The sequence below is a fragment of the Quadrisphaera granulorum genome, assembly GCF_003149145.1.
In the GTDB taxonomy this organism is placed as follows: Bacteria; Actinomycetota; Actinomycetes; order Actinomycetales; family Quadrisphaeraceae; genus Quadrisphaera; species Quadrisphaera granulorum.
Map to the genome: position 1 here is coordinate 1 of NZ_QGDQ01000040.1, position 22,698 is coordinate 22,698.

The following is a 22,698-nucleotide window of genomic DNA, read 5'->3' on the forward strand; positions in this document are numbered from 1 at the left end:
TCCTCGGCGTCGGCACCGGAGAAGCCCTCAACGAACACGCCGTCGGCGCCCCCTTCCCCGAAACCCGCGAACGCTTCGCCCGCCTGCGCGAAGCCATCCGCCTCATCCGCAAGCTGTGGACCGAAGACCGCGTTACCGTCGATGGCGACTACTACCGCCTTCACGACGCCACCATCTACGACAAACCCGACGTCCCCGTACCGGTCTTCATCGCCGCCGGCGGCCCCGGGGTCACCAAGTACGCCGGCCGCGCCGGCGACGGGTACATCTGCACCTCCGGCAAAGGCATGGACCTTTACCAAGACACCCTGCTGCCGGCGCTGCGCGAGGGTCTGGAGGCCTCCGGACGCACCGAAACCGACATCGAACGCACCATCGAGATCAAGGTCTCCTACGACCGCGACCCCACCCGAGCCCTGGACAACACCCGCTTCTGGGCACCACTGTCGCTGACGGCCGAGCAGAAGTCGCAAGTGCACGATCCGGTCGAGATGGGCCGCCTGGCCGATGAACTGCCCATCGAGCAGGTCGCCCAGCGCTGGATCGTCACCCACGACCCCACCGAGGTCGCCGCCGCCGTGGCCGGCTACGTCGACGCAGGCTTCGACCACCTCATCTTCCACGGCCCCGGCCACGATCAGACCCGCTTCCTGACCCAGTTCACCGAAGACGTCCTCCCCCTGCTGCGCGCCTGAGACTGCCCCCGGCCGAGGTGGCCGACCACCCACGATCACGGTGATCATGGGCAGCCGGCCACCCGATCACGGGCGGGTGGCGCGCCGCGCAGTCCAGGAAACGAGCCGCTCCAGCGGGCCGCGGCCCGCGAACCGCAGCCACAACGGGCAGACCAGGAGGGCCGCGCCGGCGAAGATAGCCCACAGCTGCCAGCTGCCCGCCAGCCAGCCCGGCTCACCTTCCGTGTACCCGCCCCCGGGCAGGTGCATGGTCACGGCGATGCCGACGAGGTGTGCGCAGTACACGGTGAGCGGCATCGCACCGACGGCCACCAGCGGAGCGATGATCCAGCCGGCTCGGCGGCGGCCGAGTGCGTCGGCGAGGGCGAGGCAAGCGCCCAGCACCGCGAGCGCCACCCCACCGGACCCGAGCACCTCCGGCGTGGTGCCCGAGTGCGCGCTGGTTCCGAGGAACTGGTCGGCGGTGAGGTAGGTGGTGAACGGCGGGACGGCGCTGACGCCACCGTCCGTGCTCACCCAGCTGGTGGTGCCGCTCGCCACGGCGGCCGGCCCCTGGGCCGCCGGGCCCGAGTCGTCGGTGCAGTAGTAGCTGCCGTCGTGGTAGTCGGAGCACGTGAAGCCGGTGAGGTTGACGTCGGTGCCGGGCACGTAGTCCGGCTCGACGGGCACCCCCGGCCCGGACGAGGAGGATCCGGAGGCGTTGGCGGCGTCGATCGAGGGGAAGACCTGGGTGAGGGCCCAGGAGCCGCCGTAGCCCAGCAGCGCGAGGGACAGGCCCACGGCCACCAGCGTCCGCTTGACCCGCGCGGAGGTCAGGTCGCACCGGCCGACCCCGAGCCCGGTGAGGACGAAGGCGGCCCAGACGGACACCGGGTACATGCCGGTGACGGCAAAGACGCCGAGCTCCCCGCCCGAGCCCAGCCAGGAGTTGGTCCCCTGGAGGGCGACGAGCAGCGCCCTCAGCGAGGGGATGACGACGGCGATCGCGGCGGCCAGGAGGAAGAGGTTGCGGGGGCGCCAGCGCAGCAGCGGCACGCAGAGCACGAGGAGCACCGCGTAGAACTCGAGGATCACCGCCACCGGCGTGCTGAGGTACTGCACCAGGCCGCCGATGAGGAAAAGGCAGGCAGCGCGGACGAACAGGCGCAGGCGCGCGGAGACGATTTGGTCGTCACCGGGCGGGGTCGTGCGGCCGCTCATGAGAGCGACGGACACACCGGCGAGGGTGGCGAAGAGGATCGACGAGCGGCCGTGGACGATGCCGCCCCAGGTGCCGGGGTCTGAGGCGAGGAGCGTGGGAACGCCGCCGATGTGGGCGGCGAACATGCCGAGCACCGCGAGACCGCGCGCCAGGTCGACACCGCGCAGGCGCGGCTTCGGGGGTGCGGACAGCGCGGCGGTCTCGTCGACCGGGATGTCGGCCGCGGTGTCGCCGGGGGCTCCGGTGCCGGGGGCGTCGTCGGATCGGGGGGCTGGCACCAGCGCGTCGGCGCCCGTCGTCGTCACGGACAGAAGCTAGTGATCGCGGTGGCCAGCGGCCGTCATCCTGGGGGTTGACCTGCCGTCGTGTCGTGCCCTCCCGCAGGCAGGGTCCGGCCTGCGCCGGGGTGCACCCCGGCGCACCCCGGCGACTACAGCCAGCCGCGGCGCTTGAACGCGACGTACAAGCCGACCGACAGCACGAGCATGAGGCTCAGGGCGAACGGATAGCCCCACGACGCCTGCGTCTCTGGCATGTGCGCGAAGTTCATGCCGTACACGCCACTGATGAGGCTCGGCGTGAAGAGGATGGCCGCCCAGGAAGAGATCTTCTTGACCTCCTCGCCCTGGGCGTAGCTGGCCTCCGTCATCGCCTTCATCTCCTCGTTCTGGCGCTGCCCGACGAGGATGGCGTTGACCTGCAGGATGTCGCGCAGCTGGCCGCGGTAGTTGTCGATGCGCTCCGCAGCCACCGTGACGTGGTCGGCCACGTCGCGCAGGTACCGCTGGAGCTCCTCGTCCACGCCGTACTTCTCGAAGCCCGCGGTGAGTCCGTCGAGGATGGCGACCAGCGGGGTGACCGCACGCTGGAAGTCGACCACCTCCTGCGACAGCTCGTAGATGCGCCGCGAGACGCGAGGGTCACCGCTGAACACCTGTGACTCGATCTCGTCGATGTCGATGCCGAGGCCGCGCAGCACCGGCCCGTACCCGTCGACGACGGCATCGAGGATGGCGTACAGGACGGCCTCGGTGCCGCGGGCGAGCAGCTCCGGGTCTGCTTCGAGCCTGCGGCGCACGGCAGACAGGTCGGGGCTCTCGGCGTGGCGGACGGTGATGACGAAGTCGGGCCCGATGAACAGGTGCAGCTCGCCGAACTCGACCTCCTCGACGTCGTCGAGGTAGCGCGCCGCCCGCAGGACGACGAACAACGTCTTGCCGTACCGCTCGAGCTTGGGGCGCTGGTGGGCGACGACGGCGTCCTCGACGGCCAGCTCGTGCAGGCCGAATTCCTCCGCGAGGGCGGTGAGCTCCTCGGCGGCGGGGCGGTACAGCCCCATCCACGCGGTGCGCCCGGGCTCCTCGCGCAGCGCGGCGACGGTGGCCGACAGGTCGCTCGGGGAGGCGACACGCTCGCCGTCGCGGTAGACGCCGCTGTCGACGAGGCTCGTCGCCCGCGCGGGGCGGACCATGGGGATCGCGCCGTCCTGGGAGAGGTCGCGCGAGGGGACCATTCCCCGGCGGCCCATCGAGGGCAGCGGTAGCCGGCGCCGTGCCATGGGGCACCTCCCGGGGGGTTGCGAGGGGACGTCGGCGTCAGTCTGCCCGCGCAGCCGCTCCGCCGGCGCAACGCTCCCCCGGTCGGCGGGTCGCGTCGTCAGGCGGCGGCGCTGACCTCGAGCAGGCTCTTCCACGGGTCTTCGAAGCGGAGCGTGCGGCCGTCGTCGCGAACGTCGACCCGCGCCGCGCGCAGCCGGTCGGCCAAGGCGTCGAGGTCGGAGCGCGCGGGCAGCACCAGCGACACCTGGCCCAGCCCGAGGGTCGCGGCGCGGGCACCGGCGCCGCGGCTCTGCCAGGTGTTCATGGCCATGTGGTGGTGGTAGCCGCCGGCGGCGACGAACAGCGCGCCGTGCCACTCGGCGGTCACCTCGAAGCCGAGGGTGTCGACGTAGAAGGTTCGGGCGGTCTCGACGTCGCCGACCTTGAGGTGCACGTGACCGACCTCAGCGTCGCTGCGCGCGGGCTGGTCGAGGGGCGCCGCGACGTGCTCGCGCAGGAAGGCGTTCGGGTCGAGCGGGGCGTTGTCCATGACCACGCGCCCGGCCTGCCAGTCCCACTGCTCGCGCGGGCGGTCCCAGTACAGCTCGATGCCGTTGTCCTCGGGGTCGGTGAAGTAGAAGGCGTTGGACACGAGGTGGTCGGCGGAGCCGACGTAGCGCGAACGCGGGTGCTGCGCGGCGCGGGCCACGGCGTCGGCGAGCCCGGCGCGGTCGGGGAAGAGCAGCGCAGTGTGGAACAGCCCGGCCTCGCCGGCCTTCGGCGCGGGCAGCCCCGGGGTGTGGACGAGGACGACGAGGGGCGTGGTGCCCCGCCCGAGGACGGCGTGCTGCGCGCCCGCACCGGAAGCAGCGAGGTCGACGGCGGTCCGGGCGACCGCCCCGTCCAGCTCCACGAGGCCGAGCGCGTCGCGGTAGTACGCGGTCATGCCGGGCAGGTCGGCGACGTGCAAGGTGACGGCGTCCATCGTGGTGTCGCTGGGCAGGAGCAGGTCACTGCTGGTCGAGCTGGTCATGGCAGGTCCTCCGAGAGACGTCGGGAAGGTCGTGGAGGGTGGCCAACTGTCCATGATCACGGCCATTGGGCGGTGATCATGGACAGTCGGCCACCTCGGGGAAGGAAGGTCAGAGCAGGCCGAGGGTGGCGCCGCCGTCGACGGCCACGGCGGTGCCGTTGACGAAGGCGGCGGGCTCGGAGCAGAGGAAGGTGACGACCTTCCCGAAGTCCTCCGGCGTCCCCGTGCGCGCGCCGGCGGGCACGCCGCGCTCGAGGAGCCGGTCGGTGGCGTGCAGGCCGGGGGCAGCGACGTTGATGGTGATGCCGGAGGCGGCGACGTCGGCCGCCGCCGTCTTGGTCCACGCCCACAGCGCCGTGCGTGCCGTGTTGGACAGCGCCAGGTCGCGGATGGGCTGCTTGACGCTGGCCGAGGCGATGAACACCACCCGCCCCCAGCCGCGCTCGGTCATGTGCGGCACTGCCGCCCGCGCCAGCCGGATCGACGCCAGGGCGTTGACCTGGAACGCGGCGAGCAGGGCGTCGTCGTCGACGTCCAGAGCCCGCCCGGTGGGCGGGCCTCCGGCGTTCGCGACGACGACGTCGAGGCGCCCCCACCGCTCCAGCGCCACCTCGACGAGGCGCGCGGGCAGGGCCGGGTCGGTCATGTCACCCACCACGGCGTGCGCCTCGCCACCGGCCGCGGCGATCTCAGCGACGAGCTCGTCGAGCAGCGACGCGGTCCGCGCGGAGACGAGAACGCGCGCGCCCTCCGCGGCCAGCGCCAGCGCACTGGCGCGCCCCAGCCCCTTGGAGGCAGCGGTCACGACGGCCACGCGGCCGGACAGTCCGAGATCCATCAGGCGATGCTCCTCTGCAGCGTGGTGGCGGTCCAGCGAGAGAGGGCGACGACGACGTCGGCCGTCAGGCCGTGACCGCCGGGCGTGCGCACTGCGGTGAGGTCGGCGCCGGAGGTCTCGTGGAGGTAGGTCCACGTGCGCCGCTGGAGCTCGGGCGGGATGACGGTGTCGGCGTCGCCCTGCGCCACGAACACCGGCACGCCGGTGAGGTGACCGGGTGTGGTCGGTACGCCAGCGTCGAACGGCAGCGTGGCGAAGAGCGTGGCGAGCCCGGCGTAGCGCGCGGGGTCAGCCAGGAGCGCGCCGCCGGCGAAGGTCGCTCCCCCGCTGAAGCCGACGAGCAGCACCGGGCGCGGAGACTCGACGTCGAGGGGTGCCTCGGCGTCGAGCCACTCGCGGAACCAGGCGATCGAGGCGGCCAGGGAGTCGGGCAGCGGGCGACCGATGCCGGCGTTGGCGAACCACGCGAAGCCGCCGCCCTCGGTGATCGGGGCGCGCAGGGCGACGTACTCGGGGCCACCTTCACCGGACGGTAGGTGCTCGGCGAGGCCGATGACGTCGGCTTCGGTGGCGCCGCGGCCATGCAGCAGCACGACGAGCGGGGCTGCCGCGTCGGTGCCACCGGAGCTACGGCGCAGGACGACGGGATCCACGAGCCACCCCTCTGATAGTTGTTGCATCAACTTCCGGGGATGACCGTAGCACCCATAAGTTGTCTCTACAACCATCCATGCCGCACGATGGTGCCGTGGACGTCCCCTGGCTCGACCGAACTCAGCTCGCTGCCTGGGTGCGCGTCGCCGCGCTCCTCGAGGTGCTCCCCAGCACCCTCGACAGCCAACTACGGCGCGACGCCGACGTCACGCTCTTCGAGTACTTCGTTCTCGCGATGCTCTCCGAGGCCCCCGGACGCGGCCTGCGCATGAGCGACCTCGCGGCACAGACCAGCGCCACGCTCCCGCGCCTGTCGCACGTGGTGAAGCGCATGGAGTCGCGCGGCCTCGTCGAGCGCCGTCCCGACCCCGACGACCGTCGCGCCACCGTCGCCGTCCTCACGGACGGTGGGATGGCACGCATCGAGCAGGCGGCGCCGGGCCACGTGCGCGCGGTGCGCGCGCACGTCGTCGACATCCTGACCCCCGAGCAGCTGTCCCAGCTCACGGCCATCGCCGACGCGCTGCTGCGCCACCTCGACACCAGCGGCGGGATGGCGGCGATGTACCGCCGCTACGACGACGACGACGCCGCCGACGACGCCGACGACCCCAGCAGCGGCAACGACATCCGCGCCTGACGCGTCAGGCGCGCAGGTACCACCGGCGGCGGTGCAGGGCGAGCGCGAGCACCCACCAGGCCACGAGCAGTGCGGTGCTGAACCCGACCTGCGGCCCACCGAGCCAGGCGAGGCCCTGCGCGAGCGACTGCGCGTAGCTCAGCTCCTGCGTCGGGTCGGCGCGCAACGGGCGCAGCAGCAGGAAGGCCACGAGCACCTCGCTGCCGACGTAGACCAGCAGGCTGTTCCGGCCCAGCGCCACGAGGGGCTCCCGGACCGCGCGCACGACAGCGCCAGCGCCTGGCCGTTCGGCCCAGCGCGCGTCGACGAGCAGATGCACCACGGCGAGCACCAGGACGACGCCGGCCGCCACGGACAGCCCGAACGGCGCCGTCCACAGCCGCTTCATGGCGGGCACCCACAGCGACGCGGCCACGGCCCCACCGGTCAAAACGAGGGCGACCACCACGAGCCGACCTGCCGCAGACAGGACGCCCGGCCGTCCGCGCAGGGCATGCGCGGCGGCCACGCCGGCGGCCGTGGTGGCGCACGCACCCAGCAGGGAGACCAGCCCTTCGGGGTCGTGCCCAGCGCCCATCTGCCAGTACAGGTGGGGTACCGGCACGAGCAGCGGGTCGAGTGCGAGAGAGGGGTTGCAGGTCGGGGTGAGCTCGCCGCCCGGGCATGTCGCGGCCCACCGGGCCACCACCCAGGTGTGCGCGGCAGCGAATCCGAGTGCGGCGGCGGTCCACGCCAACCAGCCCCGCACCACGAGGTGCACGACGCTGATGACCAGGGTCAGGAGCGCGAACTGCTGCAGCACTCCCGTCCAGCGCAGCTGGTCGAGGTCCACCGCGCCCAGACGTGCCCACTGCAGGGCGGCGTTGAACGCGAGTCCCGCGGCCAGCAGCACCAGCACTCGCCGGGGCAGCCTCGCCAGCTGCACGCCGCGCGCGGAAGCGAAGCCCAACCCCACCCCCATGAGCACGACGAACGAGGGGAACACGAGGTCCAGCGGGTGCACGCCAAGCCAGACCGCGTGGTCGAACCACGCCGGCGGCTCCAGGAGGCTTCCGCTGAGCACGATGGCCACGAGGAGCAGACCCCTGACGACGTCGACGGCGGCCACTCGCTGCCGATCCGGCCGAGGCCCAGCCTGATCCCCAGACCGAAGCTCGGACCGGCGAGGCTGCGGCAGAGCCCCTGCGGGTCCAGGCGGTGCGGGCCGAGGCAGCGCAGTCCGAGGTGATGCAGACTCGGGCGCGCTCATGAGGTTCCTGTCGTCGGCCAATCACGGGATCACCCAGCATGGCCACGAGCAACCGCTCCGCGTGCCGCGACGCGCGGTGTCCGCCCTACGACGTGAGCTGCTTCCCTCCGAGACCTCGCCAGACCCAGCCGTCGGCGGTGCTGCGCGTGGCGCCGTCATCCTGCTCGGAGGCCTGTGTGCCGCCCCAGACCACGAGGTCGTCGCCGGCCCACGCCACCGTGCTCTCCGTGGTCCGGTCAGCCAACGGCGGCTCGGGCACGCGCAGCCAGCCCGCGGCGCCGTCGTCCTTCTCCACGAGCAGGTAGCTGCCGCGCCAGGTCTGCAGCAGCATCCGACCGGACGAGCTGACCTGGAGCTCCCCGTCGGCGTGGTCCGGGAGGCTCGCCACACCGGTGGTTTCACCCGTGGCGACGTCGAGGGCGTTGATCTCGCGCCGCCCTTCGAGGAGCAACCGCCGCCCGTCCCACGCGATCTCGACCGGCCCGTCAGCGCGCTCGGCGATGGTGCGCCAGGTGGAGGCCGCCGAATCGAAGGCCACCACGCGCGACGTGCCCTCGTCCGTCTCGGAGGCGCCGTTCGTGGCAACGAAGGCCACCACCTCGCGCCCCGTCCACGCGGTGCGGACGCTCTCCGCCCCCGGCGGGCCGTACGGCCACGGCACCACGGCCCGCGCGCCCGAGGCCGGCTCGAAGACCTGCGCCACCAGCTGACCGTCTACCCCGGAGGCACTACCGCCGTAGTCCCAGCCGATGGTGACGAGGCGGTCGCCGGCCCACACGGGGTCGGCGTCGACGAGAGCCGGCCCGGCGTCGATCGGCGCCGAGGTGAGCGTCCCGGCTGCCAGGTCGGGCGTGGTCTGCTGCCCGCGTGTGAACAGCGACGTGCCGGACCAGACGGTGCCGTCGCCCCGCTGGGAGAGGCGGCCGAGGCTGCCCGACGTGTCGACGAGGTGCGTCCACGCACCGATGGCCGGGTCCCACGCGGCGCCGTCGTCGAACCGGGTCGGCTCCACTGCCGCGCAGGCTGCTGCGGGCGGGCAGGGCGGCTGCTGCTCGTCGAAGCGGTAGCCACCCAGCAGCAGCAGTCGCTCGCCGGTCCACACCGGCAAGGCCCCGCCGCGCGGCGAGAGGGGCGCAGCGCCCATCGGCTGCCACTCCCCCGCGGACGCCGGCACCGGCTGGACGGTGGACGTCGGCACCGGCTCCTTGACCGGCTCGCTCCCGCGCGCGCCGCACCCGGCCATCATCGTCATCAGGACGACGACGGCGACCGCGTGCGCGCTCCTCCTGCTCACGCCTCCACGACGCCCGCGCAGCCTGGAGCGTTGCAGGCGGGTGCCAGCGATCAGCCGACCAGCACGCCCTCGTCCACCAGGCGTTCCCGGGCGTCGTCCGCGTTCCGCCACAGGTGGGCGCGCCAGCCACGGGCGCGGGCAGCCTCGACGTTGACGGGCCGGTCATCGAGGAAGACCAGCTGCTCACCGGGCAGGTCGAGGGACCGCTCCACCAGCTCGTAGATCGCCGGATCGGGCTTGGCGACACCCGCCGCGGCGGAGAACACGAGCACATCGAACGGCTGCGACCACGCCGCTGCGCGGACCACGGCCGCCAGGGATGCCGGCGCGTTCGACAGCACCGCCAGCTTCGACCCCCGCTCGCGGACGGCCGTCACCACCTCTGCGAGGAGCGCCTCGGACTGCGGGGCGATGGCTGCCCAGCGTCGGGCGTCGAGGGCGTCGAGCTCGGCCGCGCGATCGGCGAGGTCCAGTCCGACTCGAGCACCGACGGCGTCCCAATACTCGGCGAGGGAACCCCCAGCGTCGTAGGCGTCGCGCGGCGCCCAATAGGCGGCCTCGACGGTGCTGACGGGCAGGTAGAGCGCCGCTGCGACCGCGGGCACCGCTCCCTCGGGCGCGGACAGCACGCCCCCGATGTCGAACACCACGGCGGCTGGGGACGACGCGTTCTGCACGTCTCGACGCTATCCGCGGCGCAGGGCAGCGGGGTCACGGGGCAGCGGGACTACGGGGCAGCGGGCAGGCTGGCGACGAGCTGCCCGAGCGCCGACCGTCGCCGCAGGTGCTCCAGGGCCGCGAGGTCTCCGGCCAAGCGCTCCGCGACACGCTCCAGCACCTGGCGGGCACGGCGCGGGGCGACGTCGAGCACGGCATCCAGTTGCTCCCACGCGGCCACGGCGCACCCCGCTGACCGACCGTGCGCGCGGGCGCGGCTGAGGTCGGCGGCGCCGTCCAGCAGGTCATCGCCCACGCCGTCGGGGTCTGTGAGGCGGACCACGGCCTCGACGACGTCGAGGTCGGCCGGGTCGGCCTCCTCGTCGGCGAGCCACGCCTCAGCCTGGGCGCGCACGAGCTCGTGCAGCTCGGAAGCACCGAGGGCCCCGGCTGCCTCCAGCACCAGGCGTGACGCCGCTCCGGGGGCCTGCTCCAGGGCGGCCCGCACCGGGGGCAGCGCCCTCGCGTCACCGCGATGTGCCAGGGCGAGCAGCGCCTCGTCACGCACCTCGAGGTCAGGCTCCGGGGTGAACTCGTCGACGCGGGCCGCGAGCGCGTCGCACAGGCCGGGGGCGTCGAGGTCGCGCCACGCCGTCGCCACGGCGAAGCAGGCAGCCTCGCGAACGGCGGCAGAGTCGTCGCTGATCAGCCTCGTGAGTGCCTCGACCAGCGACGGCGCCGGACCCGTCGGACCGTGGGGCAGCAGGGGCAGCCGCTGGGCCAGGGTCGCGCGCACTGCGGGGTGCGGGTGCGCAGCCAGAGCGACGAGCAGGTCGACGGCGCCGGGCGTGGTGGGGCGCAGCGAGCGCAGGAGCGCTTCGAGCTGCCTCCCCGGAGCGACATCGGCCAGGGTCAGGTCAGCAGCACGCACGCCCGCATCGTCTCGTGCGTCACACCCGCCACACGCGTGCGCCACGCGGAAGGTCGGAGACGGTGCGGGAGCAACTCCAACCGGCACGGAGCCGCCCGAAGGTGGTCACAGCGGCGTGCAGAAGTCGCCGAAAGGGCTCTCGAGGCGGCTCTGGGGCGACTTCTGCACGCCGGTACGACCACTCACGCCCCAGCCACACGCGGCGAACTCGCTCCGACACCGGGGCAACCTCCGCGTCCCCTGGGCGTCTACCAGGGTGTGACCACCACCGGGTGGCCGGAGGAGAGGGCGGTGCGATGAGCGTGATGGCTCCGGAGGACGAGGCAGATCCGCCTCCGTCGGCGATTCGCGCGCCACAGAGCGACGCACCGCAGCTCGACGCGCTGTTCAGCGCGCACTGGCTCCGCATGGTGCGGCTCGCGGTCCTCCTCGTCGATGACCGCGGCACCGCCGAAGACGTGGTGCAGGACGCGTTCGCGGGTCTGCACCACCACTGGAACCGTCTGCAGGACGCCGACCGCGCCGTCGCCTACCTGCACCGCGCGGTGGTCAACGGTTGCCGCTCCACCCTGCGCCGCCGCCGTACCGCTCGCGCCTGGGTGGCACCGCACGCCGTGCCGACCCCCTCCGCCGAAGAGCTCGCGCTGCTCGGGGAGGAGCGCCGCGACGTGCTGCTGGCGGTGGCCGCGCTGCCGGAGCGGCAGCGCGAGGCGCTGGTACTCCGCTACTGGTCGCACCTCGACGAAGCCGGCACCGCACTGGCCATGGGAGTGACGCGCGGCACGGTGAAGTCGACCATTCACAAGGCCCTCGCCACGCTCGAACGGCAGCTGCGGGCGACCCAGCCCACCGACGACCACACAGACGACCGATCGACCAAGGGAGGGCAGCGATGAGCAGCGTCGAGGAGCGGCTAGCCGACGCCCTGGCGGCCCGGGCCAACCTGGAGCAGGCGGACGACCACCTGCTCCGGCGGCGCCACGAGGAGATCGCCACGGCTGCGACCGACAGCGTGATCAGTCTTGACTCCGCCGTCGATCACGACGACGCGCTCGCCGGTGCGGCGAGCCTGGATGCGGCCCGCGCTCGACGCCGTCGGCTGGTGCGGGTGCTCGCGGCGGCGGCAGCGGTCATCGCACTGGTGGCCGCCGCAGTCGGTGTGGCGCGGCTGTCTGCCCGGCACACCCTGCAGCCAGCCGCTGGCTCGCTGCAGCAGGCCTACGCGGGGCTGGCCCGGCCGCAGCAGCCCTCCGACCTGGCCGGTTCGCCGTTCGGCGACGCCGAGGAGGGCGGCGACGGAGTGCAGCGCAGCTCGGTCCGGCTCCTCGGGCAGCTGCCCGGCAGGACCTACTACGCAGCTCTCGACGCGGGCGGGCGACTGTGCTGGATCATCGAGCACGACAGCGGCTCCTCGGGCGGCTGCGAACTGAAGAACGGCCCCGCGGAGACATTCGAGCTCAGCGAAACAGGCTCCGCGGTCGAGGCGTGGCTCGTCGCGGACGGCTCCGACACGTCCGGTCTGACCCGGCGCGGCTTCACCGAGGTCGCCCCGAGCCTGTGGCTCCCGCGCGACGCGGTCGGACCTGTGACCGACCTGTTCTCGGTTCTGCGATCCCCGTGGGAACCCTCGGACGCCTTCCCCGCTTTCATCGACGGCTCCCGCTACACCGCTGGCTCGGAGCGCGTGCTGACCAAGACGGGCGAGGCCACGTACTGGGCGGCGACCAACCCCGCCGGAGAGGTCTGCTTCATGGTGCTGCTCAATCAAGCGCAGGCCGCAGGTAGCACCTGCCAGCCTCCGCTCGTCGCGGCCACGAGGGACTCCCCGCTGAAGAGCACTGCCGGCTCCGCCAGCGTCGAGGCCTACCTCGTGCCCGACCACTACTCCACCGCCGGCTGGGAGCAGGAGGGCCGGGTGCCGCTCGCCCCCAGCCTGTGGGTGGACCGCGCGACCGGCGAGCAGGCTGCCGTCGAGCAGCTCACCGCCGCCGCCCCCTTCACGGTGGCACCGACGGTCGCCATGGGGACACAGGAGATCCGCATCCCTGCGGGAGCCGGGCTCACCCAGGTGCTGGTCCGCTGCCTGACCGCGTCACCGCTGCAGGTGCGCCTGAACGGTGTGGTGCGGGGTGGAACCCTCTGCGTAGACCGCCCCCGCACGGATGAGCTCGAGCCTGTGGATGTGCCCCTCGTCAACGATTCACCGGTGACCGTGACGATCAGCGGGCCCGAGGAGGCAACGTGGGCCGCAGGCGTCGTCAAGCGCACCCCGGCCGGATGACCTCGCCCCCACGGTCACCGGCGAGCAGCGGCCGGTCGGCCGCCGCTGCCGGTCAGCCGCCGCTGCCGGTCGACGCCGAGGCCGGCACGTCGGCGAACACCTCGGCGTGCCGCGACAACCACGTCAGGCGGTCCAGTGGCCAGACGGTGACGACGGCGCGCCCCACGACGTCGTCGACGGGCACCATCCCGCCTCCCGGGTCACCCAGGTGGAAGCGCGAGTCACCGGAGTTCTGACGGTTGTCGCCCTCGACCCAGATCGACCCGGGCGGCACGACCACGGAAAACGTGACCTGGCTCGGGATCGACCCGGGCTTGAGGAAGTCCTCGGTGAGCGGGGCACCGTTCACGGTGGTGCGACCCTGCTCGTCGCAGCAGGCGACGCTGTCTCCGGGCAGCCCGATGACGCGCTTGACCAGGTGCTGGTCGGACGTCTGCGGGAGCAGCCCCACGAAGGTCAGCGCCGTCTCCACGGCGTCGAGCACAGGCCCACGGCTGACCTGCGGTGCTGGCTTCAGCCAGCCGCCCGGGTCTTCGAAGACGACGATGTCTCCGCGCTGCAGGTCGAACGGACCGGGCGTCAGCCGGCTCACGAGGATGCGGTCTCCGACGAGCAGCGTGTTCTCCATCGAGATCGACGGGATGAAGAACGCCTGCACGAGGAACGTCTTGACCAGCAGAGACAGCACCACCGAGGCCACCACGACGACGACGCCCTCCCGCAGCGCCGCGAGCGCACGGTGCACGGGACCGGAGCGGCGACGCCGCTGCGGCGGCTCCGAGGGCACCTCGGGCACGGCGTCACGAGGGGGCTGGTGCTCGTCCACTGGTCCTCCGCGGTGACGCGCGCGACGGGAGCGGCCGCGACCCGTCCAGGCTAGAGGGGCGCCCGGAGCACAGCGCGTACGGTGACCGCCGTGCAGCAGCGCCCGGAAGACTACGAGGACGTCAGCGCCGCGGAGCGGGTGCGCCGTGTAGCCGTGGAGCTGAGGGCTCTCGCCCAGGACGGCGCCACCTTCGCCGAGGGCCCCTACGACCAGTCGCGCTACGCGCAGGCGAGCCGGCTGGCGGCGGAGCTGTTCGCCGTCCTCACCGACCGCCCTGCCGACGAGCTGCACCTCGAGCTGGGGCGTGACAGTGGGTACGCCACGCCCAAGGTCGACGTGCGTGGGGTGCTTTTCGACGACGACGAGCGCGTGCTGCTCATGCAGGAGCGGTCCGACGGCAAGTGGTGTCCTCCCGGCGGCTGGGCCGACCCCCTGGACACCCCCACCGCTGCGGTGCTGCGCGAGGTCCGCGAGGAAAGCGGCTACGAGGCCGAGGTGGTGAAGCTCTTCGCGTGCTGGGAACGCGACGTGCAGGGCCACACCCCGCCGCTGCCGGTGGCCGTGTTCAAGCTGTTCTTCCTGTGCCGCGCCAGCGGCACGGTGCAGGCGGCGCAAGAGCTGGAGACCCTCGACGTCGGCTGGTTCTCCCTCGACGCGCTGCCGCCGCTCTCGCCGGCTCGCGTCACCGAGCGTCAGCTGCGGCGGGCGCTGGAGCACCACCGCGACCCGTCGCTCCCGGTCGACCTCGACTGAGCCACCTCGCCCGGCTACCCCGCGTCGGCCAGCGCGGCGGCTCTAGCGTGACGGCGTGGACACGCGCATCGCCGCCTACGCCGTCGTCGTCGCCGAGCACGAGGGACGGCCCAGCATGCTGCTGGCGCACTGGAACGAGCTGGGCCGCTCGGGGTGGACGCTGCCGGGTGGAGGCATCGACCCCGGTGAGGACCCGGCCGACGCCGCGGTGCGCGAGGTGCGCGAGGAGACCGGGTACGAGGCCGAGCTGGAGGGCCTGCTGGGCATCGACTCGGTGGTGGTGTCGCCGGAGCGGCGGCTGCAGACGGGCCGTGGGCCGCTGCACGCGCTGCGGATCGTCTACCGCGCCCGCGTGGTCGGCGGGGAGCTGCGCGACGAAGTCGGCGGGACCACGGACACCGCAGCGTGGGTGCCACTGGACACCGTCGACACGCTCGACAGGGTGGAGCTCCTCGACATCGGACGGCGCTTCGCCGGGCTCCTGTGATCCAGCGCCTCAGCCACCGCCGGGCGCTGGTGGACCGGTCCGATCAGGACGGCGGCGTGCGCGGCCGGCGCTGCGTGCGGAACGGCCCGTCGAGCGGGCCGTCATCCTCGGGGAGGACCGGTCGCATCGGCCCTTTGGCCGCATCAGGCTCCTCGGACCCCGCATCCGGCCTCCCATCCGGCCCCGCACCCGGCCCCGCCTCCGATGCCGCGTCTGAGGCCCCCGGCAGAGACAGGCCGGCGGCAGCGGCGGCGCGGCTGGCCGGGTCGTCGATGGGCACAGAGCGGTCCGCTGCCAGCGCTCGCACCGCGTCGGGCGTCATGCCACGCAGCGGCAGGCGGCGTCCGTCGCGGCGCACGAGCCATCCCCACTGCTCATAGCGGCTGGCGACGACGAGGCGGTCCACGTCGTCCCAGGAGATGAGCTCGCCCCAGCCGCGCGCGGTGCCGAGCCGCACGCCGTCCGGCTCCACGCGCGTGCCGAGCCGCTGCGGCACCAGCTGCACCACCACCAGCAGAGCCGTCCCGGCGCCCCAGGCGAGGGCCAGCCACCAGCGCCCCCCGAAGAGATGCGCGACGGTGTTGTAGCCAGCGAAGACAGCGAGCGCCCAGCGCAGCACCCGCGAACTCCGGCCCTGGACGACCACGTGGTCGACCGGCTCCTGAGCCTCGCCCTCCGGCCTGCCCGGCGATAGCTCGTCAGGCGACATCGCGCGGCTCGGTGCTCTGGCGGCCTTCTTCCGAGCCACCGCCGAACCCTGCGTGGCCGCCGCGTCCCTCGGCGTCACGCACTGCGTGGGCACTCGCCGCGAGCACCAGCGGCCACAACGCCACGATGAGTGCGACCACGGCGACGACGACACCGAGCAGCGTCATGTCGATCCAGTGCTGCCAGCGCTCCTGCGCGTTGACAGCCACCGGACCGGTGGCGCTCGCGCCCTGGGCGAAGATTTGCCAGTTGCGATGCCAGTTGAGGGCGGCCGCGAAGCTGCCACCCGACCACAGGACGGCGAGCAGCAACACCACTCGCGCCGCGCGGTTGAGGGCGATCACGGCCTCAGGCTAGGCGCTCCGAGCAGGGTCGAGGTGCCAGCGGCCCGGGTTCACAGGCATCAGGCAGGCGTGGTCGCTGCGCTGATGTCCGTGCTGATGTCCGACGTCCCCCGATCACCGTGATCATGGGAAGTCGGCCACCTCATCACACGGCGACGCCCACCAGGCTGCCGATCCCGTACGTCACGGCCATGGCCACGGCCCCGCCGACCATCGTCCGCAGCACCGCCCGCCCCACCGACGCTCCGCCCAGACGCGCGCTCACCGCACCGGTCAACGCCAGCGCGACGAGCACCGCCGACACCGTCGCCACTACCTGCGCGGGGCTGGGGATGAGCAGGGCCGCCAGCAACGGCAGCAGCGCCCCGACCGTGAACGAGACCATCGACGCCCACGCCGCCTGCCAGGGCTTGACCACCTCGTCCGGGTCGAGGTTGAGCTCGGCCTCGGCGTGGGCGCGCAGCGCGTCCCGCTCGGTGAGCGCCACGGCTACCTGGTGAGCGAGGTCAGCCGGGATGCCCTTGGCCTCGTAGATCTCGGCAAGCTCGACGAGCTCCTGCTCGGGCATCTCGGCCAGCTCGCGGCGTTCCAGGGCGAGCAGGGCGTTCTGGGTGTCCTTCTGGGTGCTGACCGAGACGTACTCGCCGACCGCCATGGAGAGCGCGCCCGCCACCAGACCGGCGGTTCCGGCGGTCAGCAGCACGCCGCTGTCGCTGGTGGCGCCCAGCACGCCGAGCACGATGCCCGCGACCGAGACGATGCCGTCGTTGGCGCCGAGCACCCCGGCGCGCAGCCAGTTGAGGCGGTCACCGACCCCCTGGTGCAGGTCCGGTTCCGTCGCGTCGGCCGTGCTCACCCGGCCGATCCTCCACCCTTCCCCGGTGCCGTGGGCCCCAGCCCCTCCGGCGCGTCGCGCTCGCGCAACCAGGCTGCGGCGCCTCGGCCGCATACCCTCGAAACGTGCTCACCACCGCTCACCTCCCGGTCGTGGGGCGTGGTGCGGGAACGATCGAGCCGACTCCCCGCCCCACGCCCTCGCTTCCCTCACCGCGCGTCCCTGCCCCGCGTTCTCCGCAGGAATCCGGCTCGCCAGGCCTGTCGGGTCCGTCGAGCCTGCCGGTCCCGTGTGGCACCCCGCGCCGGCGCGGCCCCGAGGTCGTGGCGCGGGAGGTGCGAGCGCACCTCGCTGACGCCGCGCGATACGGCCAGCTGCCCGGCCAGGTGGGCCACGCCGTGCCGGGGCAGCTGCACGCGAGCCTGGTCGAGCTCGTCGAAGCCGCCTTCCCCCACCTGCACGCCACCGCCGCCGACTGGCGCGCCTCGGTGTCACTGGCCGCAGTGCTGGCCGCGGAGGTGCTCGGGCGCTACGCCGCGCCCCTCACCCCGATGACGACGACGGCGGCGCCGGGCTTTCGCGAGGGGATCGCTGCGCTCGCGCGCGGTCTCGACGCGCTCCTGGAGGAGTCTGGCGTGGGCGTCGTCATCGACATCGACGCGGGCACCGCGAACTTCCGCATCCATACTCCCGCCGGGACCAGCCCTTCGCGCGGTAGGGCAGCCCTGCTGGCCACCTGTGTGGTGCTGCTGCACCTGCGCCTCACGCAGCCGCTGGCGTTGGCCGCCCTCGTCACCGAGGGCGGCGCGTGGCTGCCGGTGTGGCGCGCGGCGCGCGACCTGTGGACCGTCGGCGCCTGACGCGCCGACGGTCCCCCGGGGGCCTGCACCCGACTCGACGACGCCTCAGGCGACGCTGAGCTTCAGCTGCGCGTCGACCTCGGCGAGCACGCGCACGGCGAGACGCTCCACGGAGTCCATCCGCAGCGACCGCACGGGCTCTCCGGGCAGCAGCCCGAGCACGGACTGGTCCGGCACGTACTCCCCGGAGTCGTCAGCGACGAAGCGGCCCGCCGGGCTCATGACGGCGGTCGCGACGAGGGCGAGCTCGTCAGCCGCGGTGACAGCCCCCGCCGGCCGACCGTGCGCGGTGACGAACCTGTCCAGCGAGAGCACGAGCGCCTCCGCGCAGCGGGGCTCCATCTCCCCCGCCGACTGAGCTGAGGTGCCGGTGCTGTCGGCTCGCGCCGCAGCGGCGAGCCCCTTCCAGGCGGCGACGGTGCGGCTCACGAAGGCACGCGCAACAGCAGCCTCCTGCGGCGTGATGTCCTGGCGAACGGTCATGGCGGAATTCCCCTCACCGGCCGCCCAGCGAGGTCGGGAGGGCTCGGGCCCCCTCGGCCGGTGCCGAAGACTATGCGCCGGACGGTGCATCGGCGACCTGGGGCGGACACCGGACGGTGAGTCGCCCGTCACACACCGTTCACCGGGGCACCGCGCCATGCGCCGTGCCGCCATACGCCGTGCCGCCGAACGCCAGGCTGCCGGACGCCGTGCCGCCGGACGCCGTGCCGCCGGACGCCGTCGTCGTCCTTCATCCGGCGACAGGCACGAACCCCCGGCGCAGCCTCCACATCGACTGCAGCCCCGCCAGCTCTGCCTCCGCCGCCCCCGCGGGCGCCGTGCCGCGCTCCATCCGGTCGCGCAGGAAGGCAAGCTCGCTGGCGAGCTCCTGGAAGTCGCGCATGGCCAGGCGCGCCTGCGGCCCCAGGGTCCGGCCCGCCCAGTCGCGAGCGCGGGCGCGCTCGGGCAGCGAGGCGAGCATCCGGGCCTCGGCCGGGGTGATCCACCCCGCCTCCGCATACCCGGCGAGGTGGCGACGCAGCAGGCGGCCCTCGCGGGAGCGGGCCGCCACGGCCACCGCCACCGCCGCAATGAAAATCGGCACCTGCAGCGCCACGTAGGTACCGATGAAGCCCTGCAGACCCTGCGACGCGGTGAGGTTCCACAGGGCATGCAGCCCCACGGCCACGCACCAGCCCAGCACCGGCGCGAGCAGCCGGATCGCCGGGTTGCGGCGCGAGGCCGCGATCCCGATGCCCACGCCGATCGCGGCCGTGAAGAGCGGGTGCGCGAAGGGGCTGAACAGGCAGCGCACGACGAACGTCACCGCGGTGACGCCGCCGCCGTCCTCGGAGAAGCTGCGTCCCAGGTAGAGCACGTTCTCGACGAAGGCGAACCCGACGCCGGCCAGCGCCGCATAGACGATGCCGTCGACCACGCCGTCGAACTCGCGGCGCCGGAACAGCCACAGCAGCAGCACGGCGAGGCCCTTGGTGGTCTCCTCCACGAACGGCGCCACGACCACGGCGGCGGAGTCCGGGTCGCCGCCGGCGGCGCGGATGAGCTCCATGGAGGAGGTGTTGAGCACCAGCGAGACGAACGTCGCGACGAAGGCACCCCACGCGAAGGCGAACACCAGCTGGCCGGCTGGCTCGTGCTCGTACCTGTCGAGCCAGAGGATCGCGGCGACGACCGGCACCACGGGCAGCAGCGCGAGCATCGTGCCCACGGTGAAGCCGGTGACGCCCGTGTCGGTCGCGATGAGCAGCACCGTCAGAAGACCGCACCCAGCGATGACCAGGATCAGGGCGATCCGGACGAGGATCCTGCCCACTCCGGTGCGACGCGCGCGGCGCTGGGGCAGGTGCAGGTGCGGTTCGCCCTCGCCGCGGAGGACGACGGCGGGGGCGGGCTCCATGGCAGTTCACGCTAGCTGCGCCGCGGCTCCGCGGCCCCGCGACGGGCCGAGCTCACGTGATGCCCCGGGAAGGGCCGCCGGCAGGTCACTACAGTGACGCCGGTGGTGAGCACCTCGGCTGAGCGCATCGTCTGGATCGACTGCGAGATGACGGGCCTCGACCTCTCCGTCGATGCGCTGGTGGAGGTGGCCGTGCTCGTCACCGACTCCGACCTCAACGTCATCGACGAAGGCGTCGACGTCATCATCAAGCCCTCCGACGAGGCGGTCGCCCAGATGCGCGACGTGGTGCGGACCATGCACACCACGTCGGGCCTGCTCGAGGAACTCCCCCACGGGATGTCCATGGAGGAGGCCAGCCGCATCGTGCTCGACTACGTGCGCAGCCACGTGCCCGAGCCGCGCAAGGCGCCGCTGGCCGGCAACTCCGTCGGCACCGACCGCGGCTTCCTCGCGCGCGACATGCCTGAGCTCGACGACCACCTGCACTACCGGATCATCGACGTGAGCTCCATCAAGGAGCTGGCGCGCCGCTGGTACCCGCGGGCGTATTTCGCGGCGCCGGCCAAGGCCGGCGGCCACCGGGCCCTCGCCGACATCCACGAGAGCATCACGGAGCTGAAGTACTACCGGCAGGCCGTGTTCGTGCCCGACCCCGGGCCCGACTCGGCGACGGCGAAGGCCGTCGCCCAGCGCGTCACGCAGGGCTGACCGGGAGCGCTGACCCGGAGGTCTGGGCCAAGGCTGGGGCGGCCAGAGGGCCGACCGGAGCGCGGCTCAGAAGCTGCGGCGGTCCGCCCACGAGGTGTCGCCCTGCCAGCGCTCCTCGGCGAGGATCTCCTCGGAGTCGGGGCACTCGGGCAGCGACAGGTCGACCAGCAGCGACAGGGGCACGTGCTGCTGGAGGAGCCGCATCACGCTCTCCCTGGGGGAGAACTCCACCACGAGGTCCGGGCGCGGCTGCTGCTGCACTGTCTGCTCCCTTCCGGAGTCCGCCACGGTTCGGCGTCTTCATCCGGATCATCGGCAGCTTGGCTCGCAGACTTTCGGGCCGGACCACCCTCTTGCCGCACGAATTCGCGAGCAGTCCGGCGCCGCATGCACGACAGGCCCGGGCGTGATGCCCGGGCCTGTCGGGTGGGGTGAGCGACGGGACTTGAACCCGCGACATCCGCGACCACAACGCGGCGCTCTACCAGCTGAGCTACGCCCACCATCGCGCCGCGCGTGCGCGGCACCAGAGGATCCTACAGGCTCGCGTCGGCCGGCTCGCGCGCCCGGGCGGGTGACTCCCCCACCCACCGTGATCATGGACCCTGGCCACCCTGGGCAGCAGGGTCAGAAACCGGCGAGGGCCTGCAGCTCAGCGGTCAGGGCCGCCGCGCCGGCGTGCTGGCTGACAGGCTCGCCGTCCAGCTGCACCACCCGCACCGGGCCCCGCACAGCGCTGGTGAACAGCACCAGGTGGGCGTCGCGGAGATCGTGGAGGGTGCCGGTGGTCTCCTCCGTGCGCCACCCGGCACGAACAGCCCGCTCGAAGAGCAGGTGCTGCGTGGTGCTCCCGAGGATGCCGTTCTCACGCGCCGCGACCGTACGCAGCATCCCCGGCCCCGGCACCCACAGCACCGACGCAGTGGGCGCCTCCAGCAGCGAACCGTCGGCAGCGACGAACAGCGCGTCATGGGCACCGCGCCGCGCAGCCTCGCGCTGGGCCGAGGTGTGCACGGCATACGACAGCGTCTTCACGCCGCCGAGCAGCCACGGAGCTCCGGCGAAGGCGTCCGGGGAGTAGCCGCGGGTCATCGACGCCACAGCGATCCCCTCGCGGCGGGCTCGGAGCGAGCCGGGGTCCATGGCGCTGACGGTGACGACGACGGTCGGCTGCGGCGGCGCACCAGCGGGCTGCGGCCGCCCGCGCGTCACGGACAGCTTGACCGCGGCCTCGCCGGCCTCCGGGAACCCTCCGGCCCACTCCTGAGCAGCCACATCCAGCGCTCGCGCCCAGGCGGTGGGGTCCTCGGGGAGCTCCAGCGCCCGGGCCGACCGCTGCAGGCGAGCCAGGTGCGCCTCGAGATTGGGGACGACGACGCCCCCGCCGTCCCCGTCCTGCCGGACCAGACGCAACCCCTCGAAGCAGCCGTCACCGCGGGTGAGCCCGAGGTCGTCGGCAGCCACCACCGGCTGGTTCACATCGACGACGGCGGGCGGGCACCCCTCAGCGGACACGGCGACGACGAGCAGCGCAGACACGGGCGACGACGCTACGCCGCGACGTCCGCGCGCCCCCGCCCCACCCCAGCCGTCGTCACGACGGGGTGGGGTCATCGGGGGTGACCACGCCGGCGCGGTAGGCCCACACCACCACCTGCACCCGGTCACGCAGCCCCAGCTTGGCGAGCAGCCGACCGACGTGCCCCTTGACCGTGGGCTCGGACAACACCAGCCGTCGCGCGATCTCCGCGTTGGACAGGCCCCGAGCCACCTCGACGAGCACGTCGCGCTCACGCGGGGTCAGCTGCTCCAGCTGCGCCACCTCGGGGCGCACCACCTCCTCCGGTGGCTGCACATCGCCAGCGGCGGGTCCGCCCGGTAGGCGCTCCTCGGCCAGGTGCAGCAGGTGCCGCGTGAGCCGCGGTGTCAGCACGGCGTCGCCGGCGGCGACGGCGTGCAGCGCCCTGACCAGCTCGTCAGGCTGGACGTCCTTGAGCAGGAAGCCGCTCGCCCCCGCCCGCAGCGCGGCGAAGGCCAGGTCGTCGAGATCGAATGTGGTCAGCACGAGCACCCTCGCCGCCGCCCCGGACTCCACGATCCGCCGGGTCGCCTCGATGCCGTCGACCCGCGGCATCCGTACGTCCATGAGCACCACGTCGGGCTGCAGCGCGGCCACCATGCGCACGGCCGTGGCGCCGTCGCCGGCCTCCCCCACCACCTCGAGCCCCTCGTCGGGTCCCACCGACTCCAGCAGCATGCGGAA

The 22,698-nt window shown here is 73.3% G+C and carries 26 protein-coding genes and 1 tRNA gene; 8 read left to right on the forward strand and 19 right to left on the reverse strand.

The genetic code is table 11. The features are described 5' to 3' along the window. On the forward strand, positions 1-695 hold a 695-nt coding region (locus BXY45_RS20950), incomplete at its 5' end, for an LLM class flavin-dependent oxidoreductase (protein WP_109776479.1). A gap of 66 nt (positions 696-761) precedes the next feature. Here the strand turns inward: BXY45_RS20950 and BXY45_RS23010 are convergent. From BXY45_RS23010 to BXY45_RS20975, 5 genes are all read right to left on the reverse strand, one after another. Then, positions 762-2,201 carry a heparan-alpha-glucosaminide N-acetyltransferase domain-containing protein gene (locus tag BXY45_RS23010; protein ID WP_119700391.1) on the reverse strand — a complete coding sequence of 480 codons (1,440 nt, stop codon included), beginning with the start codon at positions 2,199-2,201 and terminating at the stop codon, positions 762-764. Between the two features lie 125 nt (positions 2,202-2,326). Further along, positions 2,327-3,454, reverse strand: coding sequence for a magnesium and cobalt transport protein CorA (locus BXY45_RS20960; protein WP_109776480.1), 1,128 nt, complete (start codon positions 3,452-3,454; stop codon positions 2,327-2,329). A gap of 98 nt (positions 3,455-3,552) precedes the next feature. Continuing rightward, positions 3,553-4,467: a VOC family protein gene (locus BXY45_RS20965; protein ID WP_109776481.1), complete on the reverse strand. Its 915-nt coding sequence runs from the start codon at positions 4,465-4,467 to the stop codon at positions 3,553-3,555. Between the two features lie 109 nt (positions 4,468-4,576). Next, positions 4,577-5,305 (reverse strand): SDR family oxidoreductase, encoded by a 729-nt coding sequence (locus BXY45_RS20970; RefSeq protein ID WP_109776482.1) that lies wholly within the window; start codon positions 5,303-5,305, stop codon positions 4,577-4,579. Further along, a complete protein-coding gene (locus tag BXY45_RS20975) occupies positions 5,305-5,958 on the reverse strand; it encodes an alpha/beta hydrolase (protein WP_211319806.1) in 654 nt (217 codons plus the stop codon). The genes BXY45_RS20970 and BXY45_RS20975 overlap by 1 nt, the downstream gene beginning before the upstream one ends. A gap of 95 nt (positions 5,959-6,053) precedes the next feature. Between BXY45_RS20975 and BXY45_RS20980 the strand changes: the two genes are divergently transcribed. After that, entirely contained in the window at positions 6,054-6,599 is a 546-nt protein-coding gene (locus tag BXY45_RS20980; protein ID WP_109776509.1) for a MarR family winged helix-turn-helix transcriptional regulator, read from the forward strand. Positions 6,600-6,603: 4 nt separating this feature from the next. On the opposite strand, the gene BXY45_RS20985 is transcribed toward BXY45_RS20980, so the two are convergent. The 4 genes from BXY45_RS20985 to BXY45_RS21000 all read right to left on the reverse strand — a co-directional run bounded on the left by BXY45_RS20985 (position 6,604) and on the right by BXY45_RS21000 (position 10,730). After that, positions 6,604-7,707: a heparan-alpha-glucosaminide N-acetyltransferase domain-containing protein gene (locus BXY45_RS20985; protein ID WP_170131658.1), complete on the reverse strand. Its 1,104-nt coding sequence runs from the start codon at positions 7,705-7,707 to the stop codon at positions 6,604-6,606. Positions 7,708-7,933: 226 nt separating this feature from the next. Beyond that, complete coding sequence (locus BXY45_RS20990) at positions 7,934-9,142, reverse strand: hypothetical protein (protein ID WP_109776485.1); 1,209 nt, start codon at positions 9,140-9,142, stop codon at positions 7,934-7,936. A gap of 50 nt (positions 9,143-9,192) precedes the next feature. Further along, positions 9,193-9,819 (reverse strand): HAD family hydrolase, encoded by a 627-nt coding sequence (locus BXY45_RS20995; protein WP_109776486.1) that lies wholly within the window; start codon positions 9,817-9,819, stop codon positions 9,193-9,195. A 50-nt stretch (positions 9,820-9,869) separates the two neighbouring features. Then, positions 9,870-10,730, reverse strand: coding sequence for a hypothetical protein (locus BXY45_RS21000; RefSeq protein WP_109776487.1), 861 nt, complete (start codon positions 10,728-10,730; stop codon positions 9,870-9,872). Between the two features lie 296 nt (positions 10,731-11,026). Here BXY45_RS21000 and BXY45_RS21005 point away from each other — a divergent pair, with 296 nt between their 5' ends. Together BXY45_RS21005 and BXY45_RS23605 are read left to right on the forward strand one after the other, a co-directional pair. Further along, positions 11,027-11,626 carry a SigE family RNA polymerase sigma factor gene (locus BXY45_RS21005; protein ID WP_109776488.1) on the forward strand — a complete coding sequence of 200 codons (600 nt, stop codon included), beginning with the start codon at positions 11,027-11,029 and terminating at the stop codon, positions 11,624-11,626. Further along, the gene (locus BXY45_RS23605; RefSeq protein ID WP_170131659.1) at positions 11,623-13,011 is read left to right on the forward strand and encodes a hypothetical protein; all 1,389 of its coding nucleotides are present in this window, start codon (positions 11,623-11,625) and stop codon (positions 13,009-13,011) included. Before BXY45_RS21005 ends, BXY45_RS23605 begins: the two co-directional genes overlap by 4 nt. 52 nt (positions 13,012-13,063) lie before the next feature. Here the strand turns inward: BXY45_RS23605 and lepB are convergent, their stop codons facing one another. Next, complete coding sequence (gene lepB / locus BXY45_RS21015; RefSeq protein WP_109776489.1) at positions 13,064-13,837, reverse strand: signal peptidase I; 774 nt, start codon at positions 13,835-13,837, stop codon at positions 13,064-13,066. Positions 13,838-13,927: 90 nt separating this feature from the next. On the opposite strand from lepB, the gene BXY45_RS21020 reads away from it, so the two are divergent. Both BXY45_RS21020 and BXY45_RS21025 read left to right on the forward strand, forming a co-directional pair. Then, a complete protein-coding gene (locus BXY45_RS21020; RefSeq protein WP_109776511.1) occupies positions 13,928-14,590 on the forward strand; it encodes an NUDIX hydrolase N-terminal domain-containing protein in 663 nt (220 codons plus the stop codon). Positions 14,591-14,645: 55 nt separating this feature from the next. Continuing rightward, a complete protein-coding gene (locus BXY45_RS21025) occupies positions 14,646-15,077 on the forward strand; it encodes an NUDIX hydrolase (RefSeq protein ID WP_172601980.1) in 432 nt (143 codons plus the stop codon). A gap of 43 nt (positions 15,078-15,120) precedes the next feature. Here the strand turns inward: BXY45_RS21025 and BXY45_RS21030 are convergent, their stop codons facing one another. From BXY45_RS21030 to BXY45_RS21040, 3 genes are all read right to left on the reverse strand, one after another. Then, a complete protein-coding gene (locus BXY45_RS21030) occupies positions 15,121-15,786 on the reverse strand; it encodes a hypothetical protein (RefSeq protein ID WP_109776490.1) in 666 nt (221 codons plus the stop codon). Continuing rightward, entirely contained in the window at positions 15,776-16,129 is a 354-nt protein-coding gene (locus tag BXY45_RS21035; RefSeq protein WP_109776491.1) for a hypothetical protein, read from the reverse strand. The genes BXY45_RS21030 and BXY45_RS21035 overlap by 11 nt, the downstream gene beginning before the upstream one ends. Positions 16,130-16,274: 145 nt before the next feature. Further along, positions 16,275-16,994, reverse strand: a complete 720-nt coding sequence (locus BXY45_RS21040; protein ID WP_425468345.1) for a VIT1/CCC1 transporter family protein — start codon at positions 16,992-16,994, stop codon at positions 16,275-16,277. Between the two features lie 305 nt (positions 16,995-17,299). Here BXY45_RS21040 and BXY45_RS21045 point away from each other — a divergent pair, with 305 nt between their 5' ends. Further along, positions 17,300-17,824, forward strand: a complete 525-nt coding sequence (locus tag BXY45_RS21045) for a hypothetical protein (protein WP_146211307.1) — start codon at positions 17,300-17,302, stop codon at positions 17,822-17,824. 45 nt (positions 17,825-17,869) lie between these two features. Here the strand turns inward: BXY45_RS21045 and BXY45_RS21050 are convergent, their stop codons facing one another. Both BXY45_RS21050 and BXY45_RS21055 read right to left on the reverse strand, forming a co-directional pair. Then, complete coding sequence (locus BXY45_RS21050; RefSeq protein ID WP_109776494.1) at positions 17,870-18,307, reverse strand: hypothetical protein; 438 nt, start codon at positions 18,305-18,307, stop codon at positions 17,870-17,872. A gap of 250 nt (positions 18,308-18,557) precedes the next feature. Next, the gene (locus BXY45_RS21055) at positions 18,558-19,724 is read right to left on the reverse strand and encodes a PrsW family intramembrane metalloprotease (protein WP_109776495.1); all 1,167 of its coding nucleotides are present in this window, start codon (positions 19,722-19,724) and stop codon (positions 18,558-18,560) included. Positions 19,725-19,829: 105 nt separating this feature from the next. Between BXY45_RS21055 and orn the strand changes: the two genes are divergently transcribed. Continuing rightward, a complete protein-coding gene (gene orn / locus BXY45_RS21060; RefSeq protein ID WP_109776513.1) occupies positions 19,830-20,435 on the forward strand; it encodes an oligoribonuclease in 606 nt (201 codons plus the stop codon). A gap of 66 nt (positions 20,436-20,501) precedes the next feature. Here orn and BXY45_RS21065 read toward each other — a convergent pair whose 3' ends face one another. The 4 genes from BXY45_RS21065 to BXY45_RS21080 form a co-directional block, all read right to left on the reverse strand. Then, positions 20,502-20,696, reverse strand: coding sequence for a hypothetical protein (locus BXY45_RS21065; protein WP_146211308.1), 195 nt, complete (start codon positions 20,694-20,696; stop codon positions 20,502-20,504). Between the two features lie 166 nt (positions 20,697-20,862). Continuing rightward, positions 20,863-20,938 (reverse strand) — tRNA-His (locus tag BXY45_RS21070). Between the two features lie 124 nt (positions 20,939-21,062). Then, positions 21,063-21,974, reverse strand: coding sequence for an aminotransferase class IV (locus BXY45_RS21075; protein ID WP_170131660.1), 912 nt, complete (start codon positions 21,972-21,974; stop codon positions 21,063-21,065). A gap of 55 nt (positions 21,975-22,029) precedes the next feature. After that, positions 22,030-22,692 carry a response regulator gene (locus BXY45_RS21080; protein ID WP_342799598.1) on the reverse strand — a complete coding sequence of 221 codons (663 nt, stop codon included), beginning with the start codon at positions 22,690-22,692 and terminating at the stop codon, positions 22,030-22,032. Between the last annotated feature and the right edge of the window lie 6 nt (positions 22,693-22,698).